The following is a 13,296-nucleotide window of genomic DNA, read 5'->3' on the forward strand; positions in this document are numbered from 1 at the left end:
AAGCAAAACGATTGTTACGGACACAGACCTCATAGTATATGATACATCAATTTCGGCAAAAAAAACATAAAAATCGTCCGAACAAGGCCGTTTTTTTTGAAAAAATATGCCGTATCCGCTATCCCTGTACGGTTTTTATGCGGCTGCCGCTTATTCCCTTTTCTATATCCAAGCGCGAGGGAATACGGGTTTTTAAAAGGCCGACATGGGATACCAACCCTATACAGCGGCTTCCGCGTATTTCGTCAAGTACCGATAAGGCTTTATCCAAGCTTGTTTCGTCAAGGGAACCGAAGCCCTCGTCTATAAAAAGCGAATCGAGCTGAATGCCCCCGTTTTTTGCCTGAACGGTATCGCTTACCGCCAAAGCCAAACTGATTGAGGCCATAAAGGTTTCACCGCCGGAAAGGGTTGAGCAGGGGCGCCTTTTTCCCGTATAGCTGTCGTATATTTCCAAGTCGAGGCCTTGGAACCCCTTGCCCCCTTCGGGCTTTTTTAAATACAGGGTATAGCGGCCGTCGGAAATACGTTCAAGTCTTTTTCCCGCGCACATGCATACTTCTTCCAAGTACATCCTCAGTACCCAGGATTCAAGCGGCAGTTTGTTCGGGTTTTTTCCCGATACGGCATCATGGAGTCGTTCGTATACATGCAGCTTTTTACCCAATTCAAGACGGCGGTCTTCAAGTTCTTTGTATTCGTTTATGCGCGCCTCGGTTTCGGCTGCAAGGCGGCGAAGTTCCGTACAGTTTTTTTCGTTTTGTGCAAGCTGCGATTCGGCTTCCTCTTTTTTATGTAAGAGGTTTTCCTTCTCGGCGCTCAAGCGCAAAAAAAGTTCTTCAATCGATTCGTCCGATTCATCGCTTTGCGTTTGAAAATCTTCGGCCGTAAACAGCTCTCCTTTTGCCGCAAAAGGCGGCGGAGAAAGCCGTTTTTTTACCGGCAATGCCGCTTTTTTTTCGCTGCATAAGAGTTCAAGCCTTTGTTTATCCGTTTTATATGTTTCAATTTGATTTTCCAAAGTTTGTGAGCGGCCTTCCGCGGCGGCTTTATCCCGTACCAGTTCTTTTATAACGAGCTTGCAATAGTGCCGCAGCCGGTTCTCGTTATCCGTCCCCGTGCCGTCGTTTCCGTTATCCGCAAAACCGCAGACTTGAAAGGCTTCATAGGGGGCTTTGGCGGCGGCTTCGTTAAAGGCTGCGGTACGCTCGGTATATTCTTTTGTGCGGCTTTGGATATCCGCTTTAACGGTACCGATAATACCCGTCAATTCGGCATATTTTTTTTCGGTTTGAATGCTTTTTTCGGTAAAAATCCGTATCCTTTTTTCAAGTTCACGGCGCTCGGTATGCAGTTTTGCAGCTCTTTGTTGCACCGATAATAAAAGAGTGCCGGATGCGGCATCTATTTCAATCCGCGCCGTATCGGATAAAAGGTTTTGTACAAGTTTTTTCGCTTCGTTTAGCCGCGCTTTTGCCGATGCGTTTTGTGCTTCGTATGCCGCGCATTCTTGTTCCGCCCGCCGTAAATCCTGTTCGCAGCGGCTTTTTTCGGCAATTTTTTTTTCGCCTTCCCGAAGCGCCCGGGTTATTGAAAAAAGACGTTCGCGCACATCTTCCCGGTTTTTAAGCGCTTTTTCCTCACTTTCAATCAATTCGGTATTTTCGACTGTTTCTCCTGTCCGTTCTGCGCATAATGCCCTGCTTTGATTGATACGCCCCTTAAGTTCTTTTTTTGCGTCCTGAATCTCCTCCAGATTTTTTTCCGCTTCGGCGGTTAAGGCTCTTTGGGTTTCTATTTTTTCTTCGGTATCGAGTTTTTGCGGACTCTTTTGAGCCGGGAAGGGATGTTCGATTGAACCGCATACGGGGCAGGGTTTTGCCTCTTGCAAATACAGGGCAATCTCCGCGGCCCTGCATACAATATCTTCGGCTTCTTTTTCTTTTAGAAATTCTTCAAGAATAGCCCGCGAGCCGTCTACCGTTGTTTGTAACGCCCTTTCTTTTCGCGATAAGGTGTTTTCCTGTGCCCTCAAATACAGGTATTCGGCATATTGCAGGCCGTACCGCTCATTTTCATATTCGGCGGTCAATTCTTTTTGCCTTTGTTCCGCTTGCGCCAGTTCAACCGCTTCTTTGCGGATTTGTTCGGCTTGCAGACGGCTTGTGTTAAGATTCTTTTCGGCCTCATCGGATTCGGTTTCCGCATTTTTCATGCCGGCAAGCGCATTCAGGGCCAATTCCGTTTTTTGTATATCGAGGGCGTTTTGCCTCAAGCGCTTTTCATCTTCTTCCCGGCCGCCTTTTTCCCGTTCCAAATCCGCCCTTGTCCGCATACAAACCGAAAGCCGTTTCGAATTTTCTTCAAGTTCGGCTTCTGCGCGCCGCAGATTTCTTTCAGCTTCTTCGGCAGCCGATAAAAGAGGTTCGGCACCGAGGGCAAAGCGAAGGCTGCCCAGTAATTTTTGCGCTTTTTCATATTCACCCGCCTTATCCTCCAGTGTTTGACGTTCCTTTTGCAGTTCCGCATATTCCCGGCACGAGTTTTCGTTTTTTTCGGTTTCGTCTATGCGCAGTTTTAAATTAAAAACGGTACCGCGTAAATCTTCGCTTTGTTTTTCCGCCTGTTTTAAGCGCTTTTTGTATTCAGTGCGCAGATTTTCCGCGGCATCGGCCGAAAACGCCGGTGCAATACGCTCGATATTTTGTATAACCTCTTCGTGCATACTTGCAAGGCGGACTCTTTCATCTTTCAGGGCTTCGGCCGTGACTCTGAAGCGCTCGACGGGAAAAAGTTTGGAAAGCATAGCCTTGCGCTCGGTTGAATTTTGCCGCAAAAAATCCGCGAAATCTCCCTGCGGGAGGAGGATAATGCGCGAAAATTCTTCCGCCGAAAGACGGATGAGGGATTTTATAAGGCTGTCGGTTTCGCTTTTTTTGTCGCTGAGGAGAACCTCCGTGTCTTTTTCCGTGCAAAAAAGGGCGGCGCTTTCTCCGTCTTCTTTAACCGTTCCGTTTCGCGTTATGCGGCTGACCGGAAGATTTCTTTCGATGCGGTACGGCTTACCGCCCAATAAAAACTCAAAGCGGACAAAACATTCGTCTTTGGCCCCGCAAAAATCCGATCTCAGGCGGCGTATATCGTTTTGTCTGCGGGCACCGGGAAGGCTTCCGTAAAGGGCATAGGTTATTGCATCAAGGACGGTGCTTTTTCCCGCCCCTGTTTTTCCGCAAATAAGAAACATATCCGCCAAAAGAGAAAAATCGACACTGTGTTCGCCGGAAAATGAGGCAATATTTTTCATGGTTAATTTAAGCGGTTTCATGTGTATGTGCCTCTTTTTCGGTTTCTACGAATAATTCCGCTTCGGCTTTCCATGCTTTTACGGCGCTTTTATATCCGCTGTCCGCACTTGCGGGTATAAGGCCCGCATCCTGTAAAAAAGCGTATAAAATATCGTGCAGGGACAAGCTGTCGGTATTTTCCAGGAGCCGTTTTTTATACTCGCTTTCGGTTTGAAATGCAGGCTGTATGAGCTCTGCGGCTTTTTTTACCGACAGCAAAAAAGGAAACCGTTCTCTTAAGCGGGACGCCGCATTTTCGATAATACATGAATCCGTATAGTTGAATTCTATGTAATCGTTTACATAGTCATCGTACAGCTTTCCCCTGAAAATATCTTCAAAGCCGGCATAAATCTTAACGACATTACGCAGGGGCCGAACGGGAATCGGCTCGACGACAGGACGGCATGCGGCCTTTGTAAAATCGAGTTCGATGCGCAAGAAGTTTTTTTGTGTTCCGGTTTTTACGCTGCGTTCCTGTGTTTTTGTATCTTTTTGCTCAAAACGTACCGAGATGCCTTCGTCAAATGAATAGGCGAGGGGGCTTCCCGCATACCAGAGGTTGTCTCTTATTTTTTGGGTTTTATGTATGTGTCCGGCCGCCGTGTAAGTAAAAAAAGAAAACACGTCGGCTTCCGTCAATTCGGCCGTTCCTGCAAAAATGCGCTCCGAGCCGCCGCTTTGGGCCCCGGTTGTAAAGACATGGCATAACAGCAGGGCGGGAAGCTGCTCAAAATCTTTTCGGCTTGCACGGAGTTCTCTGTGGGCATTTTTAATTCTGAAAACCGCTTCTTTTATTAAATCTTCCTGATTGCGCAGCGGGCTTCCCTGTTCGGTTTGAAGGGAGGCGCCGTGTAAAAAGGGAAGAGCGTAGAGGGCGGCTTCGGTTTGTCCGTCGGCATTTTTTAAAAAAACGGGCCGAGTGCATTTTTCCGCTTCGGTGCATATATGTATATTATGGCTTTTAAATAATTCGCAGCCGAAAGCCAGTCTTTTGGAAGAATCGTGATTGCCGGAAATAATGCATATGCATAAGGAGGGGCATGCGCCGTGTACCCGGGTTAAAAAATCGTCAAAGAGGCTTACTGCTTCGGGAGGAGGAACCGAGCGGTCGTAAATATCGCCGCTTATAAGCAGGGCGTCGTAGGCGTTTTCCGTTAATTCCTTATAAAGAGCATCGAGCATAAAGGCTTGGTCTTCTATAAGCGAATGTTCGTAAAAGATTTTTCCCAAATGAAGGTCGCCGGTCTGCAAAAGAGTGAGCATAAGGGCACTGTAGCATAACTTTGTCATTTTTGCTATACTGGGGCCATGAGTACGCTTGTGCGGGCAGAGGTACTCGGTTATTGTATGGGAGTGCGCCGCGCGATGGAGGCTGCCGAAAAAGCCCTCGACGAGCATCCGGGCTCTCCCGTTTACAGCCTCGGTCCGCTTATACATAATAAACCCGCATTGGAAGCTCTTGCTCTGCGGGGTCTGCATGTCCTTGATGACGCCGGCTTTGAAGCTCTTTGCGCGGGAAAACCGCCTTGTACCGCCCGAAATGCTCCTCCTGCAGGCGAAAAAGACGCTGAACGGCCTGTGCTGATTATCCGCGCCCACGGTACCACTCCCGAGGTACGTAAAAAACTCGAAGATGCCGGAATTCCGGTCATAGATGCAACCTGTCCGCGCGTTTTGGCGAGTCAAAACCTCGTAAAAAAATACGCCGAACAAAATCGTTTGATTATTATTGCAGGCGATAAAAAACACGGCGAAGTTACCGCTTTGGCCGGGACGGCCCTGAGTGCCGGAGCCGAATACCGGGTTATACAAACTGCGGCGGAGGCCGCCTCCCTTGCAAAGTATCCGCTTTTTTTAAAATCGGCTGCGGTTTTGATATGTCAAACAACCTTCGGTCTTGAAGAATACAAGATGATAAAAGATATTTTGCATGCGGCCGGTACGGATTTGAAAAGTTTTGATACCATTTGTCCTGCAACCGAAGAACGGCAAAAAGCTTTACGGGCCCTTTGTAAAAAAGTTCGGGGAATCGTAGTGGTCGGCGGAAAAGATTCCGCCAATACAAGCCGGCTTTTTCAAACGGCAGCCTCCTTATGCACTCACGCCGTTCATATAGAGCGCCCCGAAGAACTGCCGGCCTGTTTTGCCCGGCTTAAAACCGTCGGAATTACGGCCGGAGCTTCAACCCCCGATGAACTGATACGCGATGTGGAAAAACGTTTTGAATCTTTCGGTACGCAAGCCGGAGATGTGTCTTGAAGGTTCCGGCTCCCTTTTCGGTTTCAATCGTATCGGCAGACAAGGCTCCGCCGGGCAGCATCAAAGAGGGAAGCGAGGTTTTTGTGCGCGTGCTCTCTCGCGAAGGTCCCGGCCGCTATACCGTTTCTTTTGCGGGGCAGCGCTTCAGCGTGGCTTCCCGGCGCGTTTTGGAACAGGGGGCGGCATTTAAAGCACGGGTGCGGGTTGAAGGAGGACGGGTTCTTTTGGAGCCCTGCGGTATGGTGCCCCGTGGGGAAAAAGGCTCTTTTATTCAAAATCGGCCCGGTGTTACCCGTTTTTCCTCCTTTGCCGCCGATAATTCGGGGTCTCTTACCGCTCTTTTGCACGAACTGGGGCTTCCTGCGGACAGCCTTTCTTTTCGTGTACTGAGTTTTTTTCAGGAAAGCTCCGTTCAGTTCAATAAAACCGCAGCCCTTAAAGCCCGTTTTTTTGCAAAACGTTTTCCGGGTAAAGAAGCGGCAGCTGCCGAAGCCGCCCTTTTGTTGATGGAAAAGGGGTTTGAGCCCGATGAAGCTGTTGTTGCCGAAATACTGGAGCTCTTTTACGGAGAATATAGGGAAGGAGGCGGCAAAGAGCCTTCGGCCGAACGGGAGACTTTCGGACAAGGCGAAAAAAACGGGGAGGCTCCTTCCCTTATCGGCAGCCTCTATGAGGATGCCGCCTGCTGTCTTTCTTTGCCTTCGGGCCTCTTATCCTTTTTAAATCAATATAAAACGGGGGATAAACATTGGGTTTTTCTCCCCTTTGATTATCATAATAGAGATTTTAATGTTAATGGAGTTATTAGACTTCTTTTTGACCTTGGACAAAAAAGAGTTGAAAAAACGGTAATTTCCGCCTTTTCCCTTGTAAAAGATTATTTTTTTGTGATATACTACAATATATACCCCGTTTGTTCAAAAGAAGGACAAACGGATATTGACTTTTGTATCAATCCTCCGCCGCCCCTGTTGCGCATTAAAGATTTTGAACGATTTTTATACGGGGTGCTGCCTGCAAACTGCAGGGTTCAATATAAGCCGGATTTGTTTGATACGGGAGGTACCGGGACACATTGTTTTTCCCGTGTTGAGGAGAAAGCATGAACGGCGGTACGAAAGGACGTAAAAAGGCTGTTGCCCTGTGTTATCCGGAAGGATACCCTGCACCCTTTATAGTGTGCAAGGGCTCCGGGCGCCTTGCCGAAAGGATGACCGAGCTTGCGCAGAGGTTTAACATACCCCTTGTGTTTGAACCCGATGCGGCGCAGATTCTTTCTCTGCAGGAAGCGGGGACGTATATCCCGCCGGAAACCTATGAGGTTTTTGCAGCTATATTTGCTTTTTTAAAAGAGGCTGAGACGTATGCAAAAAATTAAGCGCGAAGCATTAAAGGAAGGTATGCGCTTTTCCGCTCCCGTTTTTTTTGATGACGGAGTCAATATGTTTTTAGCGGAAAAAAAACCTCTAACCAAGTTTCATTTAAATATTCTTGACCGCTGGAACGTTTTATTTGTGATTACCTACGGTAAAGAACTTACCGGCCCCCTGTCGGATGCTTCCGATGAGGCTTCGGCCGAAGATCTCGAAGAATTGGAAGAGCTTGAAGAGGTGGAAGAAGCTGCGGCTCCTTCATTTTCCATTTTAACTTCAGTCAGAAAACATTTAACCGCCTCACGATTATGGCAGTACTATACGACTGTCATGAAAAACATCGAAAACATATACGAAAGCTATAGAGATGAAGATGCAATCGATAAAGAACTCCTTGATCAAAGTGCGGCTCTTGTATACCAGCTTGTAAAAGAAGATAAGAATTTCGCTTTAAACTGTGTTTTTTGTAAGCTTGAAACGGCAGCCTATTATCCGGCTTCGACAATCAATACCGCCGTTTTGGGTGCGGTTTTGGCCATGGATTTGTCTTTTCCCGAGCGTACCGTTATACATCTTATTACGGCGGGTCTTGTACGCGATTTGGAGGTCTTTAAAATTCCCGCCGCTTCTTTTTCCTCCGGTGCGGAAGGTATGAAGGCTGCCGATCTTGAACTTTTAAAGGTGCATCCGCTTAGGATAGCGAAATTTGTTTCGGATGTTTTGGGCTATCCCCGGGAAGTCGCCGTAATTATTATGCAGTACCATGAACATTGGGACGGCACCGGTTATCCTGAAGGACGCAAGGGAGAAAACATAGATCCGAGCGCACGCATTTTAAACGTCTGCGAAGCCTTTTATACGATGATTTCCGAAAAACCGCACGGTAAAGAGATGATTTGTTATGATGCGGTTAAAGCTTTATTGGATGCAAAGGAAAAGCTGTTCGGCCCCAATGCGCTTAAAGCGTTTATACACTAGGTGGGCTTATACCCGCCCGGAACCTTTGTAATGCTTAAGGACGGACGGATTGCTCAGGTTGTTGCCGGCCACCCCGATTATCCCTTTGCTCCCTGTGTGCGTATTTTTTCTACCGATGCAAACGGCCGGCTGACCGATCCCGATATAGCTAAGGTCCCCGTAGTCGATTTGAATGTCGATAAATCGGTTTTTATTATCCGTGCCGTAAACGCGGAAGCTCAAAATACGACCGATTAAAAGCGGAGATGTTATGCCGGGGGCTTTGAACGAACAAGGACCTCAAAATAATACGAAAACGGGAAAAAAAGGAGAGGTAAAGGCTGAAAAATATTTGATAGACAAGGGATACACCCTTATATGCCGTAATTGGCGTACCCGGTCGGGTGAAATAGACCTGATAGCGGAAAAAGACGGGATTTTGGTTTTTTGTGAAGTAAAAACTCTGCCCCATTCTCCGCCCGGAAGCTTGGAATATGTCCTAAATACAAGAAAACAGCGAAAAATTATCGAAACGGCTAAACGTTTTTTACTGGATAATCGACAATATAGTAACAGCTATATCAGATTTGATGTGCTTGTGATTGATGTGCCCCCTTATTCTCCGGTATATCATATAGAAAATGCTTTTTCGGAGTTTATATGACTGTTTCTGTAAAAGAATCTTCGGCGGAAACCGTGTCCGCAAAAATATTGGAAATTCGCCGAAAAATTACGGATAATTCCTATGTCGATAACGCCGTACAGCGTATTGCGTCGGTATTGAGCCGTCAAATAACGGCACAGCCTTGCCGTTTAAAAGAAGTGATTTATGGATAACAGTAAGCAGGGAAAAAACGGAAAAAGAAGGTGGAATCATTCCCGAAAAGAAAACGCACATGCCGATTCTTCCCATGTGTCTCAGCGCAGGGGCTTTGAGCCGCGTGTAAAGATGCCGTCATTTGAGCCGGTTGAGTGCTCCTTTTGCGGCAAGCCGGTTACGGACTTTGCATCCGCCCTTGCTCATACAGACAGCGGAGAGCCGGTGCATTTCGACTGCGTATTGGCGTTTTTGAGTGAACGGGAACAGTTGAGCGAAGGTCAAAGTATTGCCTATATCGGCCAGGGCCGCTTTGCGGTTGTCCGTATGCAAAACCCGTCGAATGCCGCACGGTTTTCTATAGAAAGAATTATAGAGTGGGAAAGCCGCGATAAAAAATACGAATGGCGTTCCGTTATAGCGGATGTGTATACGTGTATAAAATAGGATTATGAAAGCGTTTCGAAAAACGTGTGCGTGTTTTTTTATTTTTTTTGGTTTCTCCGTGCTTTTTGCACAAACAAAGGTGTCTTCCGATGCGAAACCGGTATTCGCCGATGCGAAACCGGCTGTTTTATCGGCCGGCTCCTTAAAACCGGCAAAGGTTACGGCTCTCAATACCTTATGGGACGTGTATTTCGATACTCTGTTCACGACGTTGAACGAAACCGAAGAGCTTCCCGCGGTTTGTCAGGTTGCCGTTCCTTCGAATTGGAATAAACCCTATTCCGATTTTAAAGGCGAAAAAACCGAATACGGTTATGCAACGTACCGCCTTATGCTTACGGACTTGATTCCCCGGGAACGCTATGCCCTGTACATGAAGCAAACGCCTTCTTCGGCCTGTTCCCTTTATGCCGACGGCGAGCTCATTTTCACTGCCGGTAAGGTAGGAACTTCTGCGGAAAATTCCCGCCCCTCTTATAAGGCGGTATATGCCGAATTTACCGCATCCGAGGGCGGCTATACGGAAATTGTCATGCAAATATCGAACTGGGACTACCGTAAGGGCGGCTTATGGTCTCCCGTGTACTTGGGCAAGCAAAATGCAATTTACCGCTATTACAACAACAGCGCAGGTATTACTTTTTTTATCTGTGCCATGCTTCTTTTTTTAAGTTTTGTCAGCTTGACGATTTTTATATTGAATACCAAAAAAATCAGCGCTTTATACTTTACGCTTTTTTTGCTTTCGCTTACCGTGCGCATGATTATAACGAGTTTTAATTTACCCGCCCTTTTGTTTGACGACTTTTCGTATTCGGCCCTTTTTAAACTGGAATATGCGGTTTTGTGGGTAGGACCGCCCTCATTTTTATACTTTTTCTTTACGATGTTTCCCTGGCTTGCAAAATATAATCGCTTAAAACATGTATACGGAATCTTGCAGGCCGTTTTGATGCTCATCGGTATTGTATTGCCTATTTCTCTTTCAAACAGGCTGGTACCCGTTTACGAAGTCGGCACCCTTATAGGTATGCTTGCCTGTGCCGCCGTGCTTATATCGGCCGTTTTGAGAAGAGAAAAACGCATTATTTTGTATATTTTGTCGGTTATAATCGTCGGAATGGCGATAACGTACGAAATCGTATATCTTACTTTGTTCGGCGCATTGATTTTCAGCCCCGTGCCTTTTTCGTTTTGGGCTTTGGCGGTTATACAGTTCTTTGCCCTTGCCCTTGAAGAAAACCTTTTATTTTCCGACCGCGTTATGCTTATTCATAAATTAAAAAAACTTAACGATGCCTATATCCGTTTTGTTCCGCGGGAATTTTTAAATTTGCTGCACAAGGATAATATTATCGACGTTGCTTTGGGCGATTACGTTCAACGTGAACTGGGTATTGTATTTGCGCAAATCTATATTTTAGCTCCCGATGATAAAATAACCTTGGAAGACCAATATGAAGTGTTTAATTCTTTTTCGATGATTGTTTCTTTGGTTATGCCCCGATATAAGGGTTTTGTAAGCAAATTTATCAGCAAGGGAATTATCGCCCTGTTTCCCGAAGGTTCAAAAAGCGCGGTCGATTGCTGTATTGAGATTCAAAACAGAATAACGAAATTCAACGCTATCCGGCGCGCTGCGGGTAGGGCTCCGGCCGCGGTTGCTATGGGCGTACATTACGGAAATATGATCTTAGGCACGATAGGAGAAGAATCGCGCTTGGACGATACGGTTATTTCCGACGCGGTGAATACCGCGTCCCGTATCGAGTCCGTTTCTCAAAAGGTTAATTACCCGGTTTTGATTTCCCGCGAAGCCGTTGAAGAAAGCGGTTTGTCGAAGAGTACCGATATGGCCCTTATTCCCTTGGGAAATATCCGGGTAAAAGGACGGGTTCAGCTTATTTCTCTGTTCAGCTGCCTGCCCCTTGACCGAATACGAAAACATTCGGTGCCTCAGGCGGATTCCGTAGAGGAAATTGAAGATGCCGAAGCAGTGGAGGAACTTGAGGAGCTGTCGGATGAAATTTAGTAAATCGCGTTCGGTATTCATTATCTCGATTATTTCCGTTTTGTTTGTCATCGGGTATTTGAGTACCTTAACCTTTGCAGCGGAAGATTTGCCTGCACCTGCGGTTTTGGAACAGGGAGTAATGAAAATTGAAAACCCCGATGCCTTGTCGGACGCGTTTTTTGAGCTGTCCGGTCTATGGGATTTGTATTGGGCCGATTTTATAGAACCCCAGGCTTTTTACAGTTCGCGCACGGGAGTCCCCTCGTCGCCTGTATCCCCGGCCGCATCCGTTAAAGTCCCTTCGGTTTGGAATACCCTTGTCGACGACCCTATAGCAAAAAAGGGTAAGGGGGCGGCAACCTACCATCTGCGTGTTGAAAACTTAAAACCGAATTTCCGTTATGCCGTGTTTATGTTCAATAAGGTGCTTACGGGTGCCAACTTGTATTGTAACGGCAAGCTTGTGTTTTCCCAGGGCTTTGCGTCTAAAAAGTATAATGAAACCATTCCCCGCCGCTCCATGTCCATTGCGGTTCTTGAATCGGACCGGCACGGAAATATAGATTTGGTGTTTCATATTTCGAACAGCGTTTACCGTAAAGCGGGTATACGCGGTGCTTTGAAGCTTTCGGAAGAAAAACACGTAAGACGCTGGTTTACTCTAAAGTTCAATTACAGTTCTTTTTATGCCGGCGCCTTGCTGAGTATTATGATTTATCACCTTTCTCTGTTTTTTTTGCGTAAATATGATTGGACGAGTTTTTATTTTTCATTGTTTGCCTTGGGTATATTTATACGCGGCATAAGCGCCGATTTTTCGCTTTTGCTTTTTTACCTTCCGAACCTGCCTTACGGCATGGATATGAAGCTTGAATACACCGTTATGTTTATGGCGCCCCTGTTTTATATGCTTCATTTGGCCTCACTGTACAATATCGATTTAAAAGCCAATGTGAAAAAAACGATTATAGTCAAGCTTATCGTGTATGCAGGTGCCGCACTGGGACTTGCCATATGGATTCTTCCCGTTCGGCTTGCAAATATGCTGGTTATGCCCTCGCTCGGCTATTTTTTTGTGAGCCTGTCGGTTATCCTCGTTATATTGTTTATTGAATTGCCGCAGACAACCTTCGAGATATTCTTTTTAACCGTATTGAGTATACTGCTCGGACTGATCGGTACCGTACATGACGTGCTTGCCATGCAAATCGTGTCGGTTCCCTTTTCCGATGTGCGTTTTATGTCCGAGGTTTTTATTATCTTTGTCTTTTTTCAGTCTCTTATTACGGCAATCCGCCATGAAAACGCTTCGGCCGCTATTGAAGTATTATCGGATAACATGCAGCAAACGAATAAATCCTATATGCGCTTTGTTCCGGAGCAGTTTTTACGCCTTTTAAAAAAAGACAATATAGTCGATGTCGATATCGGCGATTATACGGTACGTAATGTAACTCTTTTATGTGCCGATATCCGCAATTTTACACCCATATCCGAGCAATTGGGCTGCAAGGGCATATTTGACTTATTGAATGCCTGTTTATCCGATATCGCACCCCTTATCAGAAAATACGGCGGTTTTATTGAAAAATATTTGGGCGACTGTATTGTAGCCATATTTCCGGATAATACACCCGATATTTTCCGCTGCGCTATTGAAATGCAGCATAAGATGCTCGTTTTAAAAACGGATAAACCCATTTCGCTTCGTATCGGTATAGGCATTCACTACGGGAAGGTTGTTTTGGGTACAACCGGTTCTGCGGAGCGTTTATCGCAAATTGCCGTTTCCGAAGCGGTTGATACGGTTATGCGTTTGGAATCTTTAACAAAATCGTTCGAAAAAAAGATTTTGGTATCCGGCGCGGCCGTACGCAATACCGGAGCCGTAAAAACGGACAGCGAGTTTAAATTTATCAAAATAGATACCTCGTATGCAAAGGATCCGGTTGCCGAAGATATGTATTCCTTGGAAATGCCGGACTTTTAAGGCGGCCGAACACCCGATTTTTATAAATCGGACAAATTTACATGCAAAATATTTACATAAAAATAAAGGGCGTTATCCGAGCATTGCCATGT

Annotated in this window: 12 protein-coding genes; 10 read left to right on the forward strand and 2 right to left on the reverse strand. The window is 46.2% G+C overall.

What is annotated here, in order from left to right; translation table 11 throughout:
* Positions 1-118 precede the first annotated feature (118 nt).
* Together V1L52_RS03570 and V1L52_RS03575 are read right to left on the reverse strand one after the other, a co-directional pair.
* Positions 119-3,325, reverse strand: a complete 3,207-nt coding sequence (locus V1L52_RS03570; RefSeq protein ID WP_428770933.1) for an AAA family ATPase — start codon at positions 3,323-3,325, stop codon at positions 119-121.
* Positions 3,312-4,637, reverse strand: a complete 1,326-nt coding sequence (locus V1L52_RS03575; protein ID WP_428770934.1) for a metallophosphoesterase family protein — start codon at positions 4,635-4,637, stop codon at positions 3,312-3,314. The genes V1L52_RS03570 and V1L52_RS03575 overlap by 14 nt, the downstream gene beginning before the upstream one ends.
* An 18-nt stretch (positions 4,638-4,655) precedes the next feature.
* Between V1L52_RS03575 and ispH the strand changes: the two genes are divergently transcribed.
* From ispH to V1L52_RS03625, 10 genes are read left to right on the forward strand one after another with little or no spacing between them, the layout of a single operon-like run.
* Positions 4,656-5,606, forward strand: coding sequence for a 4-hydroxy-3-methylbut-2-enyl diphosphate reductase (gene ispH / locus V1L52_RS03580; RefSeq protein WP_428770935.1), 951 nt, complete (start codon positions 4,656-4,658; stop codon positions 5,604-5,606).
* Positions 5,603-6,712, forward strand: a complete 1,110-nt coding sequence (locus V1L52_RS03585; RefSeq protein ID WP_428770936.1) for a hypothetical protein — start codon at positions 5,603-5,605, stop codon at positions 6,710-6,712. The genes ispH and V1L52_RS03585 overlap by 4 nt, the downstream gene beginning before the upstream one ends.
* On the forward strand, positions 6,709-6,984 hold the full coding sequence (locus V1L52_RS03590; protein WP_428770937.1) for an EscU/YscU/HrcU family type III secretion system export apparatus switch protein: 276 nt from the start codon (positions 6,709-6,711) through the stop codon (positions 6,982-6,984). Before V1L52_RS03585 ends, V1L52_RS03590 begins: the two co-directional genes overlap by 4 nt.
* Complete coding sequence (locus tag V1L52_RS03595) at positions 6,971-7,957, forward strand: HD-GYP domain-containing protein (RefSeq protein ID WP_428770938.1); 987 nt, start codon at positions 6,971-6,973, stop codon at positions 7,955-7,957. Before V1L52_RS03590 ends, V1L52_RS03595 begins: the two co-directional genes overlap by 14 nt.
* A complete protein-coding gene (locus tag V1L52_RS03600) occupies positions 7,958-8,194 on the forward strand; it encodes a hypothetical protein (protein ID WP_428770939.1) in 237 nt (78 codons plus the stop codon).
* A 13-nt stretch (positions 8,195-8,207) separates the two neighbouring features.
* Positions 8,208-8,600, forward strand: coding sequence for a YraN family protein (locus V1L52_RS03605; RefSeq protein ID WP_428770940.1), 393 nt, complete (start codon positions 8,208-8,210; stop codon positions 8,598-8,600).
* Positions 8,597-8,773, forward strand: a complete 177-nt coding sequence (locus V1L52_RS03610) for a hypothetical protein (RefSeq protein ID WP_428770941.1) — start codon at positions 8,597-8,599, stop codon at positions 8,771-8,773. The genes V1L52_RS03605 and V1L52_RS03610 overlap by 4 nt, the downstream gene beginning before the upstream one ends.
* Positions 8,766-9,200, forward strand: a complete 435-nt coding sequence (locus V1L52_RS03615; RefSeq protein ID WP_428770942.1) for a hypothetical protein — start codon at positions 8,766-8,768, stop codon at positions 9,198-9,200. Before V1L52_RS03610 ends, V1L52_RS03615 begins: the two co-directional genes overlap by 8 nt.
* Positions 9,201-9,258: 58 nt before the next feature.
* Complete coding sequence (locus V1L52_RS03620) at positions 9,259-11,232, forward strand: adenylate/guanylate cyclase domain-containing protein (protein WP_428770943.1); 1,974 nt, start codon at positions 9,259-9,261, stop codon at positions 11,230-11,232.
* On the forward strand, positions 11,222-13,204 hold the full coding sequence (locus V1L52_RS03625; RefSeq protein ID WP_428770944.1) for an adenylate/guanylate cyclase domain-containing protein: 1,983 nt from the start codon (positions 11,222-11,224) through the stop codon (positions 13,202-13,204). Before V1L52_RS03620 ends, V1L52_RS03625 begins: the two co-directional genes overlap by 11 nt.
* Positions 13,205-13,296 lie beyond the last annotated feature (92 nt).

The sequence above is a fragment of the Treponema sp. HNW genome (assembly GCF_050320395.1).
Classification (GTDB): Bacteria; Spirochaetota; Spirochaetia; order Treponematales; family Treponemataceae; genus Treponema_C.

Bases quoted from the DNA above. Each gene is read 5' to 3' on its own strand.
- V1L52_RS03570 (WP_428770933.1), bottom strand. From the start codon at position 3,325: ATGAAACCGCTTAAATTAACCATGAAAAATATTGCCTCATTTTCCGGC.
- V1L52_RS03575 (WP_428770934.1), bottom strand. From the start codon at position 4,637: ATGACAAAGTTATGCTACAGTGCCCTTATGCTCACTCTTTTGCAGACC.
- ispH (WP_428770935.1), top strand. From the start codon at position 4,656: ATGAGTACGCTTGTGCGGGCAGAGGTACTCGGTTATTGTATGGGAGTG.
- V1L52_RS03590 (WP_428770937.1), top strand. From the start codon at position 6,709: ATGAACGGCGGTACGAAAGGACGTAAAAAGGCTGTTGCCCTGTGTTAT.
- V1L52_RS03595 (WP_428770938.1), top strand. From the start codon at position 6,971: ATGCAAAAAATTAAGCGCGAAGCATTAAAGGAAGGTATGCGCTTTTCC.
- V1L52_RS03605 (WP_428770940.1), top strand. From the start codon at position 8,208: ATGCCGGGGGCTTTGAACGAACAAGGACCTCAAAATAATACGAAAACG.
- V1L52_RS03610 (WP_428770941.1), top strand. From the start codon at position 8,597: ATGACTGTTTCTGTAAAAGAATCTTCGGCGGAAACCGTGTCCGCAAAA.
- V1L52_RS03615 (WP_428770942.1), top strand. From the start codon at position 8,766: ATGGATAACAGTAAGCAGGGAAAAAACGGAAAAAGAAGGTGGAATCAT.
- V1L52_RS03625 (WP_428770944.1), top strand. From the start codon at position 11,222: ATGAAATTTAGTAAATCGCGTTCGGTATTCATTATCTCGATTATTTCC.